The following is a 21,135-nucleotide window of genomic DNA, read 5'->3' as shown; positions in this document are numbered from 1 at the left end:
CCCTCAGGAAACATTCGCAAACTCCGAATCAATGTACAAGCTGTTTCAATAATTTCAGCGACAGCTTCGCCACTGAAAATATTTCACGTGGGTGATTGAGAAAGAAAGATTTCATCGGGAAGTGGTCACCCGATTCGCGGCCGGAAAATCCGATGGCTTTCGTCGTAACCGCAAGCACAAGCGCGGGAAATGGAATGTTGCAATGCAGCAACTTCATCTCCTGGGCGTAGGGTTTTCCCTCCGCGCGCGGTCTTCAGCGCTTCTCGAAATACGGAATGAAGATGCCGTTGGCGGCCGTGCCCACCTGCTTGACCCAGTTCAGCGAAAAGTTCTCGCCGAGGCGCTGCAGGTCGCGCCCCAGCAGGAAAGGCACCGGCTCGATCTTCACGCCGTTGCGCCGCAGTTCGTCCGTCGAGCGGGCGGCGGCCTCGGCGCTGCGGGCCCATCCGCGCGTCTCGGCGAGCGCGCCTGCGGCGGCCAGCGAGTTGCGCGACGACGGGTCGAGCCCGTCCCACGCCCTGGCGTTGACGAACACGAGGTTCTTCGGAAACCACGCGTTGATCTCGTAGAAGTAGCGCATCGACTGCCACGCCTGGTTCTCCACGCCGGTCACGGCGGAAGTCAGCATGCAGTCGATGCGGCCTTCGGCCAGCGCCTTGCCCAGGCCGGTGGCCGGAACGTCGACGGGCACCGCGCCCATCAGCGTCGCAATGCGCGCGGTGGTGTCGTTGTAGGCGCGCATGCGCATGCCGCGCAGGTCGCCCACGCCGCCGAGCGGCCGCGTCGAGAAGAGGCCCTGCGGCGGCCATGCCACCGCATAGAGCACGCGCATGCCGCGCTGCGCGAAGTCCTGCTCGATCAGCGGGCGCTGGATGCGCCACAGCAATTGCGCATCGGCATAGCTGCGCGTGATGAAGGGAACGGAGTCGGCGCCCGCCAGCGGCACGTCGGCGGCGAGGCTGCTCATGATGGCTTCGCCGGCCTCGACCTTGCCCTCCTGCACGGCCGCGCGGATCGCGTTCAGCGCGAACAGCGTGTTGCCCGGATGCACCTCGATGCGAAGCTGCCCGCCGGTCGCGGCCTCCACCTCCTTCGCCATCGCCAGCAGGTTGGCGGTGTGGAAGTTCTCCGCCGGATAGCCGGTGGCCAGCCGCCACACGACGGCCTGCGCCGACCACGCGGCCGGCGGCAGAAGGCCGGCCCCGCACGCCAGCCATGCGAAGCCGCGCCGCGTGATGCTGCCGCTGGTCATGCCGCTGTCTTTCAGGCGATGGTCGCGATGGCGGCGCCGACCGCCACGTAACCGCCCCCGGCCACCGAGATGGCGATGCGACCCGCGCGATGCGCGAGCACCTGCATCTCCATCTTCATCGCCTCCATCACCGCGATGACGGCGCCCTCTGTGACCTCGTCACCGTCGGCCACCTTCCATGCCTGCACCGTGCCCGAGACGGGCGCGGCCACCGCGGCTGCATCCGCCGCGGGTGCCTGCGACGCGGGAGCGGTCACGGCCCCCCCGGCCGCCGACGAGAGCCCGCTCAGCAGCACCGCCGGCAGGCCCACCGCCATGCGCCGCCCGTCGAGTTCGATCGCCGTGCGCAGCAGCGCGGCGTCGGGCAGCGGATCGGGGCGCAGGGCCGGCGTCTCGCCGTTGGCGAAGTCGGTCTCGATCCAGCGCGTGTGCACCTTGAAGGCGTCGCCCGAGACGAAGTCCGGGTGCGCCATCACCGCGCGATGGAAGGGCAGCACCGTCGGCAGGCCCTCGATGCGGAACTCCGTCAGCGCGCGCCGCGCCCGCGCGATGGCCTGCTCGCGCGTGGCGCCGGTGACGATGAGCTTGGCCATCAGCGAATCGAAGGTGCCCGGCACCTGCGAGCCCGACTCCACGCCGGCATCCACGCGCACGCCCGGCCCCGAGGGCGCGTCGAACACCTTGACCGGCCCGGGCGAGGGCAGGAAGCCGCGCCCCACGTCCTCGGCGTTGATGCGGAACTCGAAGGCATGGCCGCGCGGCGCGGGCGTCTCCTTGATCCGCAACGGCAGGCCTTCGGCGATGCGCAGTTGCTCGATCACGAGGTCGATGCCCGTGGTTTCCTCCGTCACCGGATGCTCCACCTGAAGCCGCGTGTTCACTTCGAGAAAGGAGATCGCGCCGCTCGCGCTCAGCATGAACTCGACCGTGCCCGCGCCGGTGTAGCCGGCCTCCGCGCAGATGTCGCGCGCGGCCTGATGGATGCGCTCGCGCTGCGCGTCGCTCAGGAAGGGCGCGGGCGCTTCTTCCACCAGCTTCTGGTTGCGCCGCTGCAGCGAGCAGTCGCGCGTGCCGAGCACGACCACGTTGCCGTGCGTGTCGGCCAGCACCTGCGCCTCGACATGGCGCGGGCGGTCGAGGAACTGCTCGACATAGCACTCGCCGCGCCCGAAGGCCGTCACCGCCTCGCGCACCGCCGATTCGTAGAGGCCCTCGACCTCGTCGAGCCGCCACGCCACCTTGATGCCGCGCCCGCCGCCGCCGAACGCGGCCTTGATCGCGACCGGCAGGCCGTGCTTCTCGGCAAAGGCGAGCACCTCGCTTGCGTCCTTCACCGGATCGGCCGTGCCCGCCACCAGCGGCGCGCCGACCTTCATCGCGAGCTTGCGGGCCTGCACCTTGTCGCCCAGCATCGCGATGGCGGCCGGCGGTGGGCCGATCCAGGTGAGGCCGGCGTCGATGACGGCCTGCGCGAAGGCCGCGCTCTCCGAGAGGAAGCCGTAGCCCGGATGCACCGCGTCGGCACCGCTGCGCGCGGCCACGTCGAGCAGCTTGGCAATGTTGAGGTAAGTGTCGGCGGGCTTGTTGCCGTCGAGTCCGTAGGCCTCGTCGGCCATGCGCGCGTGCAGCGCATTCAGGTCGGCGTCGGCATACACCGCGACGGATTGCACGCCGTGGTCGGCACAGGCGCGCGCGATGCGCACGGCGATTTCGCCCCGGTTGGCGATCAGTACTTTCTTCATGGGGAGGCTTTCACTGGGCCATGGGCCTGAATCGGACGCGCGCGTTCACGGGGATCTGGCCCGCGCGGTCGAGGTGATGGGTGGCGACGGAGGCGATCACGGGATAGCCGCCCGTCAGCGGATGGTCGGCCAGGAACAGCACGGGCTGGCCGCTCGCCGGCACCTGGATCGAGCCGCGCGCGGTGCCCTCGCTGGGCAGCTCGGCGTGGTTCGCGCGCTGCAGCGCCGCTTCGCCGGCAAGGCGGATGCCGACGCGGTTCGACTGCGGCGTGACGGTCCATGCCTGGCCGCAGAGCAACTCGACCGCGTCGGGCGTGAACCAGTCGGTGCGCGGGCCGAGCACGATGTCGAGCACCACTTCCTCGTGCACGGTGGGCAGGCCGGCCGGCGGCGCCTCGGGCTCGCCGACCAGCGCACCGGCGGACACCGCGCGCACGGGCAGCACGTCGCCCGCGGCGAGGACGGCGGGGCCGACGCGCGCGAGCGTGTCGGTCGAGAGGCTGCCGAGCACGGGCGCGATGTCGAAGCCGCCGCGCACCGCGATGTAGCTGCGGATGCCGGCCGTCGGCTCGCCAAGCGCGAGCACGTCGCCGTCGGCCAGCGCGATGGGCTGGTAGCGTGGCAGCTGCCACCGGGCGCCATCCGCGCGGGTCAGCGTGACCGGAGCTTCGGCGCCGGTGACCGCCACCACCGCATCGCCGCGGCAGGCGAGCTGGAAGCCGCCGTAGGCGACCTCGATGCACGCGGCGTCGGAGGCATTGCCGACGAGCCGGTTGGCCGCCTGCAGCGAGCGCCGGTCCATCGCGCCGGAAGCCGACACGCCCTGCTTCGCCTGCCCGTGGCGGCCGCCGTCCTGCAGCAGCGACTGCAGGCCCGGGGCGCGGATCTCCAGGGCGCAGCCGCTCTTCGGCACGGCCGGTTGCGCAGGCGCGGCAGCGGCCTGCACCTTCGCGCGCGGCTGGCCGGTCACGTCGACGAAGCGCACCGAATCGCCCGGCTGCAGCAGCGCGGGCGTATCGCGCGACAGGTCCCACATCGGCGTGTCGGTCACGCCGATGATCTGCCAGCCGCCCGGGCTGGCCTGCGGGTACACGCCGCTGAAGCTGCCCGCGAGCCCGACGGCGCCGGCGGGAATGCGCGTGCGCGGCACCTTGCGGCGCGGCACGTTCAGGCTCGGGTGCCCGCCCGAGAGGTACGCGAAGCCGGGCGCGAAACCGGTGAAGGCCACGTTGTAGTCGCTGCCGGTGTGGCGGCGCACGACTTCGTCGGGCGTGATGCCGAGCAGCCCGGCCACCTCGGCCAGGTCCTCGCCGTCGTAGCGCACCGGAATCTCGATGCGCCTTTCGCTGCGCGCCTCGCTCGCGTCGAGGCTGCGCGCGCCGACCTGCCGCGCGAGCTCGCCGGCTGAAATTGCGGCCGGCCGGAAGGTGATGAGCAGCGTGCGCGCCGCGGGCACCAGCTCCTCGATGCCCGCGATGGGCTCGGCGCGCAGCGAGGCCAGCAGCGCGAGCGTCTGCGCCAGGTCTTCGAGCTCGACCAGCACCGCATTCAGGTTGACCGGCAGGAAGCGCATCGTCGTCATGCGGCGTCCACGAAAGAGCGGATCGCCACGCCCGACTGCTCCAGCAGCGCGCGCACCCGGCGCGCCATCTCCACCGCGCCGGGGCTGTCGCCGTGCACGCAGACCGATTCGGCCTCGATGCGCACGGTGCTGCCGTCGATGGCCGTAACCAGGCCTTCGGAAGCCAGCCGCAGCATGCGCGCGGCCACCTCTTCGGCGTCGTGCAGCACCGCGCCGGGTTCGCGGCGGGACACCAGCGTGCCATTGGGCGTGTAGGCACGGTCGGCGAAGGCCTCGGCCACCGCGCGCAGGCCAGCGTCGCGCGCCCAGCCCAGCAGCGGCGAGCCCGCGAGCGCCACCAGCACCAGGCTGGCGTCGATCTCGCGGATGGCGGCGATCACGTCGCGCGCCTGGCGCTCGTCGTGGGCGATGGTGTTGTAGAGCGCGCCGTGCGGCTTCACGTAGCGCACCGTGGTGCCGGCCGCAGCGGCCAGGCCTTTGAGCGCGCCGATCTGGTAGATCACGTCGGCGCGCAGGTCGGCGCTCTCCACGTCCATGTTGCGGCGCCCGAAGCCCACGAGGTCGCGGTAGGCAACGTGCGCGCCGATGGCGACGCCGCGCTCCTTCGCCTGCCGCAGCGTGCGCAGGATGCCGGCCGGGTCGCCCGCATGGAAGCCGCAGGCCACGTTGGCGCTGCTCACGAGGGAAAGCATGGCGGCGTCGTCGCCCATGCGCCATGCGCCAAGGCTCTCGCCGAGGTCGCTGTTCAAGTCGATGTTCATCGTTCGGTCTTCGGTGAGTCGGTCAGTGGAGGCGGCCCGCCGTCTCCCGCACGTCGTCGCGCACGAGCAGCGCGGTGCGGATCGCCACGCGGAAGGCTTCCACCTGCGTCTGCAGCGCCATGCTCGCCACGCCCGGTTTGGAGGCGGCCTGTTCGGGCAGGTAGGGCACATGCACGAAGCCGCCGCGCGTGTGCGCCAGCATCGGCCGGGTCGCGAGGCGGTGCATCAGCGCGTAGAAGATGTGGTTGCACACGAAGGTGCCGGCGCTGTTGGACACCGCCGCGGGCAGCCCGGCGGCGCGCATGTCGCGCACCATGGCCTTGATCGGCAACGTCGAGAAGTAGGCGGCGGGGCCGCCCGCCTCCACCTCGATGTCGATGGGCTGGTAGCCGGCGTTGTCTGGAATGCGCGCGTCGTCGACATTCAGCGCGGCGCGCTCCAGCGAGATCTCTGTGCGCCCGCCCGCGGCGCCGATGCACAGCACCAGCGGCAGCGGCCTGCCGCTCTCCGCGATGCCCGCCATGGCGGCGTCGAGCACGTGGATCGAGCGGCCGAACACGCAGGGCAGCTGCAGCGCCTGCACCACGGTGCCTTCGCAGCGCCAGCCCTCGAGCGCGCGGGCGATCTCCCACGCGGGGTTGACGGGATCGTTCTCGAACGGCTCGAAGCCCGCGACCAGCACCCGGGGCGCCTTGTCATCGGTGGTCATGCAGCGGCCTCAGCGGAACATCAGGAAGTACATCAGGAAGATGTTGACCACCAGCAGCGTGGCCGCGGTCGGTATCTGCACGCGGATCACCGCGTTCTTGTCGGGCAGCTCCAGCAGCGCCGCCGGCACGATGTTGAAGTTGGCCGCCATCGGCGTCATCAGCGTCCCGCAGTAGCCCGAGAACATGCCGATGGCCGCCATCACCGCCGGGTCGCCGTGGTACACGCCCACCAGCACCGGCACGCCCACGCCGCCCGTCATCACCGGGAAGGCCGCGAAGCCGTTGCCCATGATGATGGTGAAGAGCGCCATGCCCAGCACGTAGACCGCGACGGCAACGAAGCGGATGTCCATGTTGATGTAGCTGGTGGTGACGTACGCCACCGCCTTGCCCACGCCCGCGTCGGAGAACACCAGGCCCAGCATGCCCAGCATCTGCGGCAGCACCACGGCCCAGCCCAGCGCGTCGGTCAGGCGGCGCGACTCGCGCATGCCCTGCACCGGCGTCTCGCGCGTCAGCCAGCAGGCCAGCGCCAGCGCCGCCACGCAGCCCACGCCCAGGCTCACCAGCGTGGTGTTCTTGGGGTCGAGCAGGAAGGCGTCGCCGATCTTGACCTTGCTCACGAGCACCGTGCCGATCACGGTGACCAGCGGGATCGCCAGCGCCGGCATGAAGAGCTTGTTGCCCAGGCGCTTCGCACTGGCCTCGTACTGGGCGGGCGTCGGCTCGTCGTGCTTGCCCGCGCCCACGCCGCGCATGCCGGCGATGACGGCCATGGCGATGGCGCCCACGCCCACCAGCGCGGGCGGCAGCTTGTCGCCGACCAGGAAGACCAGCGAATAGAGGCCCCAGAAAAGCGCGCTGGTGTAGCGCTTGGGATGCTGGCGGTCGGCCAGCGTCATCACCGCGGTGATCGCGAGGATCAGGCCGACCAGGATGTAGAGGTGCTGGATCGAGAGGATCATGATTAGCGGCCCTCTTGCGTTGCGGGCACCGAGGGAACCGTGGGCACTTCAGGCTTGCCGTCGAGCTCGCGCGCCAGCGCCTGGTCGAGCCGGCGCAGGCGCCAGGCGTGGATCACGAAGGCGGCGATGGCCGTCGGGATGCCCCACATCGCGACGTGCAGCGGCTCCACGTCGATGCCGGCCTCGTGCAGGAAGGTGGTCATCAGCACGATGGCGCCGAAGGCCACGAAGATGTCCTCGCCGAAGAACAGGCCCACGTTGTCGGTGGCCGCCGCATAGGCGCGCAGCTTGTGGCGGATGCGGTCGGGCAGCTTGCCGTAGCGCGTCTCGGTGGCGCCCTCGGCCATCGGCGCGAGCAGCGGACGCACCATCTGCGGATGGCCGCCCAGGCTGGTCAGGCCCATGGCCGCCGTAAGTTCGCGCGCGGCCAGGTACACGATGAGCAGGCGCCCGGCGGTGGCCGACTTGATGCGGCTGATCCAGTTCTGCGCGTGCTGGCGCAGGCCGTGGCGCTCGAGCAGGCCGATCACCGCCAGCGGCAGAAGAATGATCAGCGGCAGGTTGCGCGTCTTGATGAAGCCGTTGCCGATGGCCGTGAGGATCGCCATCGGGCCGAAGCCCGCGGCCGCCGCGGTGGCGACGGCGGTGACGATCACCACCAGCATCGGATTGAAGCGCAGGACGAAGCCCGCAATGATCACGGCGACGCCGATCAGCGGCCAGAGGTGAGGGATGTCAGGAGTCATGTTGGTCTTTCGTTTGGTGATTCGGAGACACCTTGCGCCGGGATTCCGGCTGGCCGCTTCTTGCAAGCTGCGTGCCAATGAATGAGCAATTCATTTCTCATGAACCACTCATTTCAAATAAATTGTTGAACAATTTATGAGAGTGTGCCCAACAACAGTGCCTGCATGACCCCATGAAAACCCTGAGCGCGCCACCGTCTGGTGCATCCGGCCGGGCCCGTCTTTTGCCGGTCCGGCGGGGAAAACCTGCTAAAAACGCCCGGGTTCACGGACCCTCCCTTAGCTGCCTTCCCCTTTCGGCATGACCCCTCCGGCCTCGACGACCCCATCCGCCCCGCCTGCCGCAGCCGGCGCACAGACGCTCAACGACCGGGTCGCGGAGCTGATCCGCCAGAAGATCGTGAAGGGCGAGTTCTCGCCGGGGCAGCGGCTGTCGGAAGCCGCGCTGGCCGACAGCTTCGAGATCTCGCGCAACACCCTGCGCGAGGTGTTCCGCACGCTGACCAAGGAGGGGCTCCTCAAGCACGCGCCCAACCGCGGCGTGTTCGTGGCGGTGCCGAGCATCGCGTCGATCATCGACATCTACCGCGTGCGACGGCTCATCGAATGCCAGGCGCTAGCGCAGGCCTACCCGCGGCACCCGGCCAAGAAGCACATGCGCGAGGCGGTGGAGATGGCGCTGAAGTGCCGCGAGGCCGGCGACTGGCTGGGCGTGGGCACGGCCAACATGGAGTTCCACAAGGGCATCGTGGAGCTGGCCGACAGCGAGCGGTTGAACAACCTGTTCGCCCACATCCTGGTCGAGCTGCGGCTGGCCTTCGGCCTGCTGAAGGACCCGGAGTTCCTGCACGCGCCCTACGTCGACATGAACATGAAGCTGCTCGAACTCATCGAGGCCGGCAAGTTCGCCGAGGGCTCGGCCGCGCTCAACGACTACCTGGTGCACTCCGAGCGCATCGTGCTGGCGGTCTATGCGCGCAGCATGCCCGAGGGCGGCATCGACAGCTAGGGCCTGCGGATAATGGCTGTCCTCCCCTGAAGGACACTCGCCATGACCCTGTCTGCCTACCTGCTCTTCCTGCCGGCCTGCTTCGCCATCAACATGGCCTTCGGGCCCAACAACCTGCTGTCGGTGACCAACGGCGCCAGGCACGGCGTGTCGCCCGCGGTCATCGCGGCCAGCGGCAGGCTCGTGGCTTTCGCGATCATGATCGCCATCGCCGGGCTGGGCATGGGCGCGGTGCTGGTGGCTTCGGAGCTGGCCTTCGACGTCATCAAGTACATCGGCGCGGCCTACCTGGTGTGGATCGGCATCCGCCTGCTGCGCGCACCGGCGCCCACGGCCGAGGTGCAGGCGCGCGACGCCGCATTCGCGCCGCCCTCGATGCGCGCCCTCATCCGGCAAGAGTTCACCGTGGCGGCGGGCAACCCGAAGGCCATCCTGGTGTTCACCGCCTTCTTCCCGCAGTTCGTGGTGCCGGGCGCCTATGCCTCCAGCTACCTGCTGCTGGGCCTGACCTTCCTGGTGTTCGAGCTGGTGGCGATCGCGCTCTACGCGCTGCTCGGCGCGCGCATGCGCCGGCTGGCGAATGGCAGCCGCGCGATGCGGTGGTTCAACCGCGTGAGCGGCAGCATGATGGTCGGCTTCGGGCTGATCCTGGCCTTCACGCGCCGCCCCGCATAGGAAGCGCTCCCCCAGGCTCCGCGCACTTCGTGTCGCTGCCCCCCCCCTCGCCGGGGGCGACACCTGCGGCCCGGCAAAGCCGGTTCCGCGGTGTTCCACGAAAGAATCTTCAGGCTTTGAGGTATTCGGCCTTGGTGCCCAGCCAGCGGTCGATGTGCCGCTGCGCCAGGTCGGGGTGCTTGCGCAGCATGACCGGCGCGAGCTCGCGGGCCCAGTCGAGCAGCAGCGTGTCGGTCGTGAGGTCGGCAAAGCGCAGCAGCGGCGCGCCCGACTGGCGCGCACCGAGGAATTCGCCGGGGCCGCGTATCTCGAGGTCGCGCCGCGCGATCTCGAAGCCGTCGCTGGTCTCGGCCATGGCCTTGAGCCGCGCGCGCGCCGCCTCGCCGACGCGGCCGCTGTCGCCCGGCGCATAGAGCAGCACGCAGGCCGAGGCCGCCGCGCCGCGCCCCACGCGGCCGCGCAGCTGGTGCAGCTGCGAGAGGCCGAAGCGCTCCGCATGCTCGATGACCATCAGCGAGGCGTTGGGCACGTCCACGCCCACTTCGATCACGGTGGTGCTCACCAGCACCTGGATCTCGTTGGCGGTGAAGGCCGCCATCACCGCCTGCTTCTCGGCCGTGGGCATGCGCGAATGCAGCAGGCCCACCTGGATGGGCTCGCCCAATGTTTCGGCCAGCTCGTCGCGCGTCTCGGTGGCGTTGCGCAGGTCGATGGCCTCGCTCTCCTCGATCAGCGGGCACACCCAGTAGACCTGCCGGCCCTGCGCGATCTGGGAGTGGATGCGGTCGATGACCTCGTCGCGCCGGTGGTCGGCCACCAGCCTGGTGATGATGGGCGTGCGGCCCGGCGGCAGCTCGTCGAGGGTGGAGACATCGAGGTCGGCGTAGTAGCTCATCGCCAGCGTGCGCGGGATGGGCGTGGCGCTCATCATCAGCAGGTGGGGTTCCAGGTGCCCTTGCGCCTTGCCGCGCAACGCAAGGCGCTGCGCGACGCCGAAGCGATGCTGCTCGTCGATGATCGCGAGCGCGAGACTCCTGAAGCGCACCTTCTCCGAGATGACCGCGTGCGTGCCGATGACGAGCGCGGCCTGGCCGCTTTCCACCGCCGCCGACATCTCGTCGCGCTCCTTCTTCCTCTGGCTGCCCGTGAGCCACGCCACGCGCTGGCCGCGCGCCGCCAGCAGCGGATCGAGCCAGCCGACGAGCTTGCCGAAGTGCTGCGCCGCGAGGATTTCGGTAGGCGCCATCAGCGCGCACTGGAAGCCCGCGTCGATGCAGCGTGCCGCAGCGAGCGCCGCCACCACCGTCTTGCCCGAGCCCACGTCGCCCTGCAGCAGCCGGTGCATCGGGATCTCGCGGCCAAGGTCGCGCGTGATCTCCTCGCCGACACGCTGCTGCGCACCCGTGAGGCCGAAAGGCAGCACGGCAAGCAGCTGCGCATGCAGCGAGGCCGCGTCGGGCTCGGGCGGTGCGGGCGGCAGCACCGGCGCGCGCTGCGCCGCGCGCTCCAGCCGCGCCTGCAGCTGCGAGAGCTGCTGCGCGAGCAGCTCCTCTGCCTTGATGCGCTGCCAGGCGGGATGGCTGTGGTCTTCGAGCGTGGCGATCGCCACGTCGGGCGTCGGGTAGTGCAGGAAAGTCAGCGAATCGCGCAGGTTCCACGCGCCGCGAAAGCCGATCTGCACGGGAACGGTTTCGTCGAGCACCGCGCGCGCCAGGCCCGAGCGCACCTCGCGTCGCAGCACCGGCTGCGCGAGCCCCGCCACCGTCGAGTACACGGGCGTGAGCGCGTTCGGTAGCGCGGTGCCAGCCGCCTTCACCGTGGGGTGCATGATCTGCCGCCCCACGAAGCCCCCGCGCACCTCGCCACGCACGCGCACCTTCGCGCCAACCGCGAGTTGCTTCTGCTGCGAGGGATAGAAGTTGAAGAAGCGCAGCTGGCAGGTGTCGCTGCCGTCGTCGATGGTCGCGATGAGCTGGCGGCGCGGCCGGTAGACCACCTCGCATTCGGTGACCACGCCCTCGACCTGCGCCACGTCGCCGTCGCGCGTGTCGGCGATGCGCACGATGCGCGTCTCGTCCTCGTAGCGCATCGGCAGGTAGAGCGCGAAGTCGATGTCGCGCACGAGGCCGAGCTTGCGCAGCGCGCGCTGGACCTGGCTCAGGCCGGAACCCGGCGGCGACGGCTTCTCCGGCGCGGCGGCGGCCGCTTCGGCGGTGGGAGTAGGGGCTTTCTTGGCGGGCACGGACGAGTCTTCTAGCGCGGCCGGCAAAGGTCCGTCAAGGCGCTGCGGGCGTCGGGGAACATGAAGCCGAAGCCCGACTGCAGCAGCCGCGCCGGCACCACGCGCTGGCCTTCGAGCAGCAGGTCGGCTTGCTCGCCGAGCAGCAGCTTCACCGGCGCGGCGGGCGTCGGCATCCAGCAGGGCCGATGCAGCACGCTCGCGGCGACGCGGGTGAATTCCTCCTGGCTCAGGGCACCGGACGCGGTGAAGTTGAACGCCTGCGCGGCCGGGGGTGCCGCAGCGTTCTCGGTCAGTGTCCACACGTGCGCCATCGCGCGGATCAGGTCGTGCACATGCACCCACGACAGCCACTGCCGCCCGCTGCCCAGCCGCCCGCCGATGCCCAGCGAGATCGGCAGCAGCAGCTGCGGCAGCGAGCCCTGGTGGCCCAGCACGAAGCCGAAGCGCATGCAGGCCACGTGCACGCCGTGCGCCACCGCCGCTTGCGCCGCCCGCTCCCAGCGCTGGCACAGCTGGGACATGAAGATCGGCTGCGGCGGCGCGTCTTCCGCGAGTTCGCTCACGTCGCCCTGCGGCTGCACGCCGTAATAGCCGATGGCGGAGCCGGACAGCAGCAGCCATGGCTTGCGTGGCCGTTGCGCGATCCACGCGACCAGCTGCCGAGTGAGCCCTTCGCGGCTTTGCAGCAGCTGCGCCTTGCGCCGCTCGCTCCAGCGCATGCCCAGGATGCGCGCACCCGCGAGGTTGACGACCACGTCGATGTCATCGGCCGCCGGCACGTCGTCGAGCGACTGCACGCAGCGCACCGCGCCGCCGAAGTTCCACGCGGCCGATCGCGCATCACGCGTCCAGACCGTCACGGCATGGCCGTCGGCCACCAGATGACGCACGAGCAGCTGGCCGATGAAGCCCGTGCCGCCCGTCACCAGCACGCGCTGCGGCTTCGATCCGAAGCGCACCGGCGCCTGGGCATCGCGCGCCCGCTCCTGCGCGCCGCGCCTGAAGAGCGCGCGCGCCGCGAAGGCATCGCGCAGGCCCGACAGGCCCACGCCCGCGCCGCACAGCGCGAGGAAGGCGCCGAGCCAGCCCTGCGGCTGCCACACCATCGCGGTCGGCTGCGCTGCCCAATCCGTCGCGTTCATCGCCAGCAGCGCGATGAAGGCGCCCGCGTTGATGGCCAGCACCGTGTGCGTCACGCGCTCGGTGGGCGGCAGCAGGCGGCTGCGGTCTTCGACCACGAAGTCCCACAGCGTGAGCACGATCTCGACGCCGAACACCGCGAGCAGCACCCACGCCCATGCGCCATGCCAGGCCCAGGACGACAGCCCGATGAAGAGGGCGCAGTAGATCGACGAGCGCGTGGCGTGGATCGCCAGCTCGCGCCCGGCCGTGCCGCGCCGCGGCAGCGCTTCGGTGCCCTCGTGGTGGTAGAGCGTGTCGAAGGCGCCGAGCGCGCCTTGCGCGGCCATGAGCTGCAGCGCAAGCAGGTGCGTGTCGATCATGCGGGCACCGCCTTCGGCTCGGCGATCTCCTCGAACACGCCGACCTGGGTGAAGGTCGTGCCCATCAGGCAGTGGCGGATTTCGATGCGGATGTTGAAGCGCTCCGGTGTCTCGTTGTGGTGCCAGAGGAAAGTCTTGCCGGGCGTGAGCACGCCGGGCAGCGGAATGCGCCAGCCGAATACGTCCCAGAAATAGCCGTCGCTCTGGAAGTGCAGGCTGCCGTTCTCCACGCTCAGCACCAGCTTCATGCCCAGCCCCATGCCCACGTACTCCAGCACCTCGCCGCGCTCGCTCTCGCGCATGAAGCTGGTGAACTGGATCGGCTTGCGATTGCGCAGGCGGTAGATGCGCTGCTTGTAGATGGCCGGGTCCCGCGGCTTGGCGTAGACCTGGATCTCCACGGGGAAGTCGGCGTCGCTGTAGGGAATGAGTGCGCCCTGGATCATCGGCTGCGTGATGTGCCCCAGCAGCTTGCCGAAGCGCGAGCAGCGCAGCTCGCTCAGCGAGCCCAGGTAGTGCAGCGCCTTGCCCGGCGACGGGTTCTTGTCGAAGCGGCGGCGGATGTCGGGATGCAGGCCCTGCCAGGCGCTGCCGAGGATCTTCTTGAAGAGCTCACCTTCGGAGGGGCCGGACGACGAGCCCGAGGCAACACGCGCAGCTTGTGAATCGACCATCCGCCGATTCTGCCTCGACAACCCTGCGGAAAAGGCCGGCTTTCGCGGCATGGGACAATCCGGGCCTTCCCCCGCACCGTGCATCCACGGCGTCGAGTGGAGCCCCCACCGCTTCCCGTCTTTTCTTGGAACGGGCCCGTCCGGCCCTCAAGCACATGCGCGCTTTCACGCTCTCCGATTTCGATTTCGCCCTGCCGCCCGAGCTGGTGGCGCAACACCCGGCCCCCGAACGAACCTCCTCCCGCCTGCTCGATGGCACGGGGCCCGCACCGGTCGACCGCATCTTCAGGAACCTGCCCTCGCTGCTGCGCCCGGGCGACCTGCTCGTCTTCAACGACACCCGCGTGGTGAAGGCCCGCCTCTTCGGCGAGAAGCCCACCGGCGGCAAGCTAGAGCTGCTGGTCGAGCGCGTGCTGCAGGGCCAGGAGGTCGTGGCGCACATGAAGGTCAGCAAGAAGCCGACCGTGGGCACCACGCTGGAGATGGTCGGCGGCTTCCGCGCCACGCTGCTGGGCCGCTGGCCCGACGAGAACGGCGCCCTCTTCCGCTTCGCCTTCGAGAGCGACACCGGCGAGAACCCCTACATGCTGATGGAGCGCTGCGGCCACGTGCCGCTGCCGCCCTATATCACCCACACCGATTCGGCCGAGGACGAGAGCCGCTACCAGACCGTGTTCGCGCGCGTGCCCGGCGCGGTGGCCGCGCCCACCGCCGCCCTGCACTTCGACGAAGGCCTGCTGGCCGAGCTGGAGGCCAACGGCGTGCAACGCGCCAACGTCACGCTGCACGTGGGCGCCGGCACCTTCCAGCCGGTGAAAACCGAGAACATTTCGGAACACACGATGCACGCCGAGCGCTACGAAGTGCCCGAGGCCACGCAGCGCGCGATCGCCGAATGCAAGGCGCGTGGCGGCCGCATCGTGGCCGTGGGCACGACCACCGTGCGCACGCTCGAGTCGTGGGCCAGGAGCGGCGAGGCCGCGGGCGACACGCGCATCTTCATCACGCCGGGCTTCGTCTTCGAGCACGTCGACCTGCTGGTGACCAACTTCCACCTGCCCAAGAGCACGCTGATGATGCTGGTCTCGGCCTTCGCGGGCTACGAGCGGGTGATGGGGCTGTATGCCCACGCCATCGCCGAACGCTATCGCTTCTTCAGCTATGGCGATTCGATGCTGTTGGCTCGTACGAACACCCCAATTTGACGATCGATATAATTCCGCTTACTAATCGGATATCGATATGCCAACCGTTACCGTTTCCTCCAAATTCCAGGTGGTCATCCCTCAAGTCATCCGCGAACAGATGGCCATTGAGCCGGGCGCACGATTCAGCGTCGTGCGGCACGGCAAGGCCATCGAGCTGATCCCCGTCCCGACGCTGGAAGAGCTGCAAGCCGAGTTGCGCGGCATCCCGACGGATATCGTCGACGATCCCGAGCGCTTCTGATGGCGCGCAGTTCCGTCAAGGCCCCCGTCGGGCCTCTGGTTCTGGATTCGTCCTGCTGGCTCGAAGTCTTCGGTGCCACCGAGCGCGCGAAGCTCTACCAGCCCGCTGCGGCCGACCCCAGCTTGCTCGTCGTTCCAGTGGTGACCCTGTACGAGGTCTACAAGACACTGCGCCGAATCCGCGATGCCTCCATCGCATCACGTGCCGCGGCCTACATGCAGCAAGGCGATGTGGTCGAACTCGATGCCGCCTTGTGCCTGGGAGCCGCCGACAACGGTCTTCCTTTTGCCGACAGCCTCATCTACGCCACGGCGCAGGCGCGCGGCGCCACGCTCTGGACGCAGGACGCGCACTTCGATGGACTGCCCGGCGTCAAATACTTCTCCAAGCCCTGATGCTGAACTTCGAACTCCTAAAGACCGACCCCGACAGCCACGCGCGCCGCGCCACGCTCACGCTCAACCACGGCAAGGTGCAGACGCCGATCTTCATGCCCGTGGGCACCTACGGCACGGTCAAGGGCGTGATGCCGCGCAGCCTCGAAGAGATGGGCGCGCAGATCATCCTGGGCAACACCTTCCACCTGTGGATGCGCCCGGGCCTCGACGTGATGGCCAGCTTCGGCGGGCTGCACCAGTTCGAGAAGTGGGACAAGCCCATCCTCACCGATTCCGGCGGCTTCCAGGTGTGGTCGCTGGGCGCGATGCGCAAGATCAGCGAGGAGGGCGTGAAGTTCGCCTCCCCGGTCAACGGCGACAAGCTGTTCCTCACGCCGGAGGTCTCGATGCAGATCCAGACCATCCTGAACAGCGACATCGTGATGCAGTTCGACGAGTGCACGCCCTACGACACCAAGGGCCACATCACGACCGAGGCCGAGGCGCGCATCTCGATGGAGCTGAGCCTGCGCTGGGCCAAGCGCTGCCAGGCGGAATTCACCCGCCTGCAGAACCCGAACGCGCTCTTCGGCATCGTGCAGGGCGGCATGTACGAGAACCTGCGGGAGGAGTCGCTTGCCGCGCTGGTCGACATGGATTTCCCCGGCTACGCCATCGGCGGCGTGAGCGTGGGCGAGCCCAAGGAAGAGATGCTGCACATCATGGGCCACACGCCGCACCGGCTGCCCGCCAACAAGCCGCGCTACCTGATGGGCGTGGGCACGCCCGAGGACCTGGTGCAGGGCGTGGCCGACGGCGTGGACATGTTCGACTGCGTGATGCCCACGCGCAATGCGCGCAACGGCACGCTCTTCACCCGCTTCGGCGACCTGAAGATGCGCAACGCGCGCCACAAGAGCGATCCGCAGCCCATCGACCCGAGCTGCACCTGCCACGCCTGTGCGGGCACCTCGGGCGTGAGCTGGAACGACGGCGGGCGCGAAGGCTTCAGCCGCGCCTACCTGCATCACCTGGACCGCTGCGGCGAGATGCTGGGGCCGATGCTCACCACCATCCACAACCTGCACTACTACCTGAACCTGATGAGCGAGATCCGCGACTCGCTCGACGCGGGCACGTTCACGGAGTTCCGCGTGCGCTTCAAGTCTGACCGGGCGCGGGGCGTCTGAAGAACCCCGGCCGCTACTTCAGCGGCTGGATCGGCAGCGGCGTGGCGTAGGGCTCGATGCGCAGCGCATCGTTCCTGAACACCACGATCTGCCTGAGCGGCGCCTGCACCAGCGCGCCGCTCGCATCCTTGTGAGAGGCGTACTGCCACAGGGTGAGCTGGCCCTTGGCGGCGAGCTGGGTCGCCAGCCGCTCGACCGCGGGGCCGGCGCCTGCCCCGAGCATCGCGGCGTCGGCGCCGACGATCACCTCGTCGCGCGCAGAGACCACCTTGAAGAGCTGCACGCCGGATGCTGCGGCCTGCGCCCGCACGGAGCGCACCGCCAGCGCGGCGGGAACGAGCATCGCGAACGCGACGAGGGTGCGGCGGCGGGGAAGTGTCTTCGTCTTCATGGGAGCAAGCGTAGCCACGCACGTGCGCGCCGCCCATTCGCCGGAAGCCATACACCGGATACACCGGCCGGCCGCTATCCGCTACGCTTGCCGTCCGTCTCCGACTCCGCTGCCACACGCCAATGACCGACGCATCACAACTTTCGCCCTACACCGCCCGCTATCCCTCGCTGGCCGGACGCACCGTGTTCATCTCCGGCGGCGCCAGCGGCATCGGCGAGGCGCTGGTGCGGGCCTTCCATGCGCAGGGCGCGAAGGTGGGGTTCTGCGATCTCGACAGCGCTGCCGGCAGTGCGCTCGCGGCGCAATTGCAGGGCGAGCACCCGGCCCTCTTCCTGCCCTGCGACGTGACCGACACGGCCGCCCTCGCGGCCACCATCGGCGCGGTGCGCCAGCGCTTCGGGCCGGTGTCGGTACTGCTGAACAACGCGGCCAACGACCGCCGCCACGAGATGGCCGACGTGACCGACGAGGACTTCGACCGCCTCGTGGCCGTCAACTTCAAGCACCAGTTCTTCGCCGCGCAGGCGGTGGCCGACGACATGCGCGCGCTGGGCGGCGGCTCGATCGTCAACTTCGGCTCGATCAGCTGGATGATCAAGGGCAAGGGCTACCCCGTGTACCAGGCCTGCAAGGCGGCGGCGCGCGGCCTGACGCGCTCGCTGGCGCGCGACCTGGGCAAGCAGAACATCCGCGTGAACTCGATCGTGCCGGGCTGGGTGATGACCGAGCGGCAGATCAAGCTGTGGGTCAAGCCCGAGTCGGGCGCGGAAATCGATGCGGCGCAATGCCTGCCGGGGCGCGTGATGGCGGAGGACATCGCTGCGATGGCGCTCTTCCTGGCCGCCGACGATTCGCGCATGTGCACCGCGCAGGACTACGTCGTCGACGCCGGCTGGACCTGAAAAAAAGCCTCGCGCATCGCGCGAGGCTTTTTCCTTTCGAGAACACCGCGGAACCGGCTTTGCCGGGCCGCCGGTGTTGCGCTCAATCCCGCAGTTCTGCGGGCACCGTACCGCCGTTGGCGGCCAGCTTGGTCATGACCTGGCGGTGCAGCCAGATGTTCATCTTGGCGCTGTCGCTGGTGTCTTCGCCGTAGCTCAGCTCGGCGGCCAGCTGCTTGCGCGCTTCGAGGCTGCTGTCCAGGCCCAGAAGCTTCATCAGGTCGACGATGGAGGTGCGCCAGTTCAGGTTCTTCGAGCCCGGCATCGCGTCGAGCACGGCGGCCACGTCGCCCAGCGGAATGGCGGGCGGCGGCGCTGCCACGGCGGGCGCTGGTGCATCGGCTGGCGCCGCGGGGGCAGGCGCGGGGGCCTCGGCGGCTTTGGCGCCCGGGAAGATCTTGGAAAGGATGCTGCCAAAAATGCTCATGCTTTTGCTCCGTCGAAGGGGTGGCTGGAAGTCTGCGGCAACACTTGTGTCGCAGCCGGGGGTTGTAGCACGGCCTCGCGGCATGTCCGCTACATGACGTGTCGAAGCTTCCGTGGGCCGTGACCGAATTCGCAGACTACGCCTCGGCCGTCCCGAGGGCCGGCAACACGCGATTCGCGGCCGAGGTGCCGCACGCGTGGCAGAACTTCGAGAACGCGCTCTTGCGGGTTTCGCAGTTGCCGCAGTGGTCGAACAGGCCGATGCCGCAGTGCGGGCAGAAGTCGATCTCGTTGTTCTTCAGGTCCACCGGCCGCTCGCAGCCGGGGCACACGCTCTTGGCCAGGCGCGCGAGCGCGGTGTCGTAGCTCAATTCCTCGCGGCGCACCTGGTCGGGCTGCTGCTCGGCCAGCTTCTGCCGCGCGAGGTAGCGGTTGAGCGCGACGATGGCGTAGCGCCCCACCAGCACCGTCAGCACGATGCCCACCACGTATCGAACATAGCCGCCGTAGCTCGGCAGGTAGGGCACCAGCTCGACGAAGAAGGCGAACAGCGCGAAGAAGATGAAGCCCCACACGAAGGGCCAGTAGGTGCTCTTGCGCTTCTTCGCGAAGAGCCAGCCGGCCACCACCAGCAGCGGCAGCGTGAGCGCCAGCCGGTAGGCGAACACGCGCAGTTCGATGCGGCGGTATTCGGCGTCGAGCTTGCGCTGCGCCTCGTACTCGAGCACCGACAGCGCCGTGCGTGCGCGCTGCTCGGCCTGGCGTGCGTCGAGCGCAATCTGCTGCTGCGCGTTGACCTTGCGCTGCAGCTCCTCTTCCTTCTGCTTGAAGGCGTCGAGCGCCTTGGTGCGCGCAATGAGCTCGGTGTCCTGGTCGGGCTGCGCGGTGGCGCGCCGCGTGGCGAGCCAGTTGGAGAAGGTCTCGCGCGCGTTGGTGCTGGCCTGCTGCGCGACATTGAGCTGCAGGCGGATCTGGTCGAGGTCGCGCGCGGCCTGCAACTCGGCGGCCTCCGAGGCCTTGATGGTGGCGCGCAGCGGCTCGGCCCTGGGCTTGTCGATGAAGTCGTCGATGCCGCGCACCCGCTCGACCTGCGGCAGGTCGCTCACCACCGTGCTGCCGAGTCCGATGAGGAAGCTCGCGAACACCAGCGCCACCAGCCAGAGGCCGCGGCGGAACCATTTTTCTGAAAGTCTCAAAGACTTGCTCATGTTGTTTTCTCCTCGTTCTTTCTCATTGCAGCTTCAGCGTCACCGGCGCCGCGCCCAGGCCGGCGCGCGGCATCCAGGCGAAAACCGAGTCGACCGTCACCGTCTCGATGCGGTCTGAAAAACGCTTGTCGTTCGGATGATCGTCGAAGGCCACGTTGGCCGAACCCACGCGCCCGCCCAGCCGCGTGAGCGGGCCCAGCTTCAGCGTGGTGGGCTCGTAGCCCTTGGACTGCATCCATGCCTGCGCCTGCGCGCGGTTGGCGACGGTGGCGGGCTCCATGGCAGCGGCCAGCGTCTCCATGGCCCACTGGTTCGACTGCTGGTACTTGCGGCCCCACGCGTAGCTCACGATGCTGTAGGGCTCGGTGTGCAGCCGCACGATGCGCGCGGGCGATTCGTTCAGCGCGGCCAGCAGGCGCGCCTGCACCTCGGGCGTGGGCACCACCCAGGCGGCCTCGTAGCGCCACGGGTCGTCGAGGAAGAACTCGCCGAGCCCCTGCCGGTAGACCTCGGCAATGGCGGTGCCGCACTGGTTGAGCTTGTGCACCACGCGCCACGGCCCGGCCTCGGTCTTGTAGGCGAAGCCGAGATGCGAATAGCGCAGGCCGTACTTGCTCAGGTCCTGCCCGGCGCGCGCCAGGAGCACGACGCGCGCGCCGCTGGCGTCGAGCGCCTGCGAGGTGCGCTCGGCCATCCGCATCCCCTTGACGATCACGTCGGGCGTGGGCTTGACCTGCTCGCAGGAGCGACCGGCCTGCGCCTGCATGGGCAACAAGGCCGCCGCGACCGCCAGCGCGAGCAGCGGCGCCAGCGCGCGGTTCACGACAACCTCTCGTTGTGGAGTAGCGCGCGGCCGATGGCGTTGGGCACGAAGGCCAGCACCTCGCCGGCCGCCGACAGCACCATGCCCGAGCCGATCACGGTGACGAGGACGCTGGCGCCCACCGCGTTCGCCGAGCTTTCGGCGACGCGGCCCGCGACCTTGATGCTGGTGCGCGCGCCGTCGGAGGCGCGTTCGAGCACGTACACCGTGCCGTCCACCGAGGCCTCGACCGCGACCACGGTGAGCACCGAGCCGCCCACCGACAGCGCGGCAGGCAGCGCGACCGCCGTGGTGGCCGAGGCCCCGACGGCGGAGGCGCCGGCCACCACCGACGCCACCGGCATCAGCGAAAGGGCGAGCGAGGCGTCGCTCTGGGCCTGGGCCTGCATGGGAACCGCGACACCGGCGAAGACAGTGCTGGCGGCGACAAGGGCGGCGGCAATCGACTTCCTGATCATGATGAGTCT

23 protein-coding genes are annotated in these 21,135 nt (G+C 69.4%); 7 read left to right on the top strand and 16 right to left on the bottom strand.

Going from position 1 to position 21,135, the window contains the following annotated elements:
• Positions 1–28 precede the first annotated feature (28 nt).
• Genes EJP67_RS08060 through EJP67_RS08025 form a run of 8 tightly spaced genes read right to left on the bottom strand, consistent with a single transcriptional unit; the run spans position 29 to position 7,758 of the window.
• Positions 29–217, bottom strand: a complete 189-nt coding sequence (locus EJP67_RS08060) for a hypothetical protein (RefSeq protein WP_126021193.1) — start codon at positions 215–217, stop codon at positions 29–31.
• 36 nt (positions 218–253) lie between these two features.
• Positions 254–1,252, bottom strand: a complete 999-nt coding sequence (locus EJP67_RS08055; protein ID WP_126021192.1) for a TRAP transporter substrate-binding protein — start codon at positions 1,250–1,252, stop codon at positions 254–256.
• A gap of 11 nt (positions 1,253–1,263) precedes the next feature.
• Entirely contained in the window at positions 1,264–2,994 is a 1,731-nt protein-coding gene (locus tag EJP67_RS08050; RefSeq protein ID WP_126021191.1) for an acetyl/propionyl/methylcrotonyl-CoA carboxylase subunit alpha, read from the bottom strand.
• A gap of 10 nt (positions 2,995–3,004) precedes the next feature.
• Positions 3,005–4,567 (bottom strand): 5-oxoprolinase subunit B/C family protein, encoded by a 1,563-nt coding sequence (locus tag EJP67_RS08045; protein ID WP_126021279.1) that lies wholly within the window; start codon positions 4,565–4,567, stop codon positions 3,005–3,007.
• Between the two features lie 5 nt (positions 4,568–4,572).
• Entirely contained in the window at positions 4,573–5,337 is a 765-nt protein-coding gene (locus EJP67_RS08040; protein ID WP_126021190.1) for a LamB/YcsF family protein, read from the bottom strand.
• Between the two features lie 22 nt (positions 5,338–5,359).
• A complete protein-coding gene (gene pcp, locus EJP67_RS08035; protein WP_126021189.1) occupies positions 5,360–6,046 on the bottom strand; it encodes a pyroglutamyl-peptidase I in 687 nt (228 codons plus the stop codon).
• Between the two features lie 9 nt (positions 6,047–6,055).
• A complete protein-coding gene (locus tag EJP67_RS08030) occupies positions 6,056–7,012 on the bottom strand; it encodes a DUF979 domain-containing protein (protein ID WP_126021188.1) in 957 nt (318 codons plus the stop codon).
• A 2-nt stretch (positions 7,013–7,014) separates the two neighbouring features.
• Positions 7,015–7,758 (bottom strand): DUF969 domain-containing protein, encoded by a 744-nt coding sequence (locus EJP67_RS08025; protein WP_126021187.1) that lies wholly within the window; start codon positions 7,756–7,758, stop codon positions 7,015–7,017.
• A 301-nt stretch (positions 7,759–8,059) separates the two neighbouring features.
• On the opposite strand from EJP67_RS08025, the gene EJP67_RS08020 reads away from it, so the two are divergent.
• Complete coding sequence (locus EJP67_RS08020) at positions 8,060–8,767, top strand: GntR family transcriptional regulator (RefSeq protein WP_126021186.1); 708 nt, start codon at positions 8,060–8,062, stop codon at positions 8,765–8,767.
• Positions 8,768–8,809: 42 nt separating this feature from the next.
• Complete coding sequence (locus tag EJP67_RS08015; protein ID WP_126021185.1) at positions 8,810–9,442, top strand: LysE family translocator; 633 nt, start codon at positions 8,810–8,812, stop codon at positions 9,440–9,442.
• Between the two features lie 109 nt (positions 9,443–9,551).
• On the opposite strand, the gene recG is transcribed toward EJP67_RS08015, so the two are convergent.
• The 3 genes from recG to EJP67_RS08000 are packed head-to-tail and all read right to left on the bottom strand — an operon-like array spanning position 9,552 to position 13,860.
• The gene (gene recG, locus EJP67_RS08010; protein ID WP_206169466.1) at positions 9,552–11,684 is read right to left on the bottom strand and encodes an ATP-dependent DNA helicase RecG; all 2,133 of its coding nucleotides are present in this window, start codon (positions 11,682–11,684) and stop codon (positions 9,552–9,554) included.
• 11 nt (positions 11,685–11,695) lie between these two features.
• A complete protein-coding gene (locus tag EJP67_RS08005; protein WP_126021183.1) occupies positions 11,696–13,186 on the bottom strand; it encodes a TIGR01777 family oxidoreductase in 1,491 nt (496 codons plus the stop codon).
• Positions 13,183–13,860 (bottom strand): DUF4166 domain-containing protein, encoded by a 678-nt coding sequence (locus EJP67_RS08000; protein ID WP_126021182.1) that lies wholly within the window; start codon positions 13,858–13,860, stop codon positions 13,183–13,185. The genes EJP67_RS08005 and EJP67_RS08000 overlap by 4 nt, the downstream gene beginning before the upstream one ends.
• A 155-nt stretch (positions 13,861–14,015) precedes the next feature.
• On the opposite strand from EJP67_RS08000, the gene queA reads away from it, so the two are divergent.
• The 4 genes from queA to tgt are packed head-to-tail and all read left to right on the top strand — an operon-like array spanning position 14,016 to position 16,876.
• Complete coding sequence (gene queA / locus EJP67_RS07995) at positions 14,016–15,065, top strand: tRNA preQ1(34) S-adenosylmethionine ribosyltransferase-isomerase QueA (RefSeq protein WP_126021181.1); 1,050 nt, start codon at positions 14,016–14,018, stop codon at positions 15,063–15,065.
• 37 nt (positions 15,066–15,102) lie between these two features.
• Positions 15,103–15,309, top strand: coding sequence for an AbrB/MazE/SpoVT family DNA-binding domain-containing protein (locus tag EJP67_RS07990; RefSeq protein WP_126021180.1), 207 nt, complete (start codon positions 15,103–15,105; stop codon positions 15,307–15,309).
• Positions 15,309–15,704: a type II toxin-antitoxin system VapC family toxin gene (locus EJP67_RS07985; RefSeq protein ID WP_126021179.1), complete on the top strand. Its 396-nt coding sequence runs from the start codon at positions 15,309–15,311 to the stop codon at positions 15,702–15,704. The genes EJP67_RS07990 and EJP67_RS07985 overlap by 1 nt, the downstream gene beginning before the upstream one ends.
• A complete protein-coding gene (gene tgt / locus EJP67_RS07980; RefSeq protein WP_126021178.1) occupies positions 15,704–16,876 on the top strand; it encodes a tRNA guanosine(34) transglycosylase Tgt in 1,173 nt (390 codons plus the stop codon). Before EJP67_RS07985 ends, tgt begins: the two co-directional genes overlap by 1 nt.
• Before the next feature lie 13 nt (positions 16,877–16,889).
• Here tgt and EJP67_RS07975 read toward each other — a convergent pair whose 3' ends face one another.
• Positions 16,890–17,267 carry a hypothetical protein gene (locus EJP67_RS07975; protein WP_126021177.1) on the bottom strand — a complete coding sequence of 126 codons (378 nt, stop codon included), beginning with the start codon at positions 17,265–17,267 and terminating at the stop codon, positions 16,890–16,892.
• A 122-nt stretch (positions 17,268–17,389) separates the two neighbouring features.
• Here EJP67_RS07975 and EJP67_RS07970 point away from each other — a divergent pair, with 122 nt between their 5' ends.
• Positions 17,390–18,172, top strand: coding sequence for an SDR family NAD(P)-dependent oxidoreductase (locus EJP67_RS07970; protein WP_126021176.1), 783 nt, complete (start codon positions 17,390–17,392; stop codon positions 18,170–18,172).
• A gap of 82 nt (positions 18,173–18,254) precedes the next feature.
• Here EJP67_RS07970 and EJP67_RS07965 read toward each other — a convergent pair whose 3' ends face one another.
• The 4 genes from EJP67_RS07965 to EJP67_RS07950 form a co-directional block, all read right to left on the bottom strand.
• The gene (locus EJP67_RS07965; RefSeq protein WP_019653942.1) at positions 18,255–18,638 is read right to left on the bottom strand and encodes a DUF3597 domain-containing protein; all 384 of its coding nucleotides are present in this window, start codon (positions 18,636–18,638) and stop codon (positions 18,255–18,257) included.
• A 136-nt stretch (positions 18,639–18,774) separates the two neighbouring features.
• Positions 18,775–19,845 (bottom strand): zinc ribbon domain-containing protein, encoded by a 1,071-nt coding sequence (locus EJP67_RS07960; RefSeq protein WP_126021175.1) that lies wholly within the window; start codon positions 19,843–19,845, stop codon positions 18,775–18,777.
• 22 nt (positions 19,846–19,867) lie between these two features.
• Positions 19,868–20,668 carry a DUF2145 domain-containing protein gene (locus EJP67_RS07955; protein ID WP_126021174.1) on the bottom strand — a complete coding sequence of 267 codons (801 nt, stop codon included), beginning with the start codon at positions 20,666–20,668 and terminating at the stop codon, positions 19,868–19,870.
• Positions 20,665–21,126, bottom strand: a complete 462-nt coding sequence (locus tag EJP67_RS07950) for a hypothetical protein (protein ID WP_206169465.1) — start codon at positions 21,124–21,126, stop codon at positions 20,665–20,667. The genes EJP67_RS07955 and EJP67_RS07950 overlap by 4 nt, the downstream gene beginning before the upstream one ends.
• Between the last annotated feature and the right edge of the window lie 9 nt (positions 21,127–21,135).

The organism is Variovorax guangxiensis (assembly GCF_003952165.1).
In the GTDB taxonomy this organism is placed as follows: Bacteria; Pseudomonadota; Gammaproteobacteria; order Burkholderiales; family Burkholderiaceae_C; genus Variovorax; species Variovorax guangxiensis.
The sequence above is the reverse complement of the archived record's forward strand: the minus strand, read 5'-3'. Positions and strand labels throughout refer to the sequence as shown.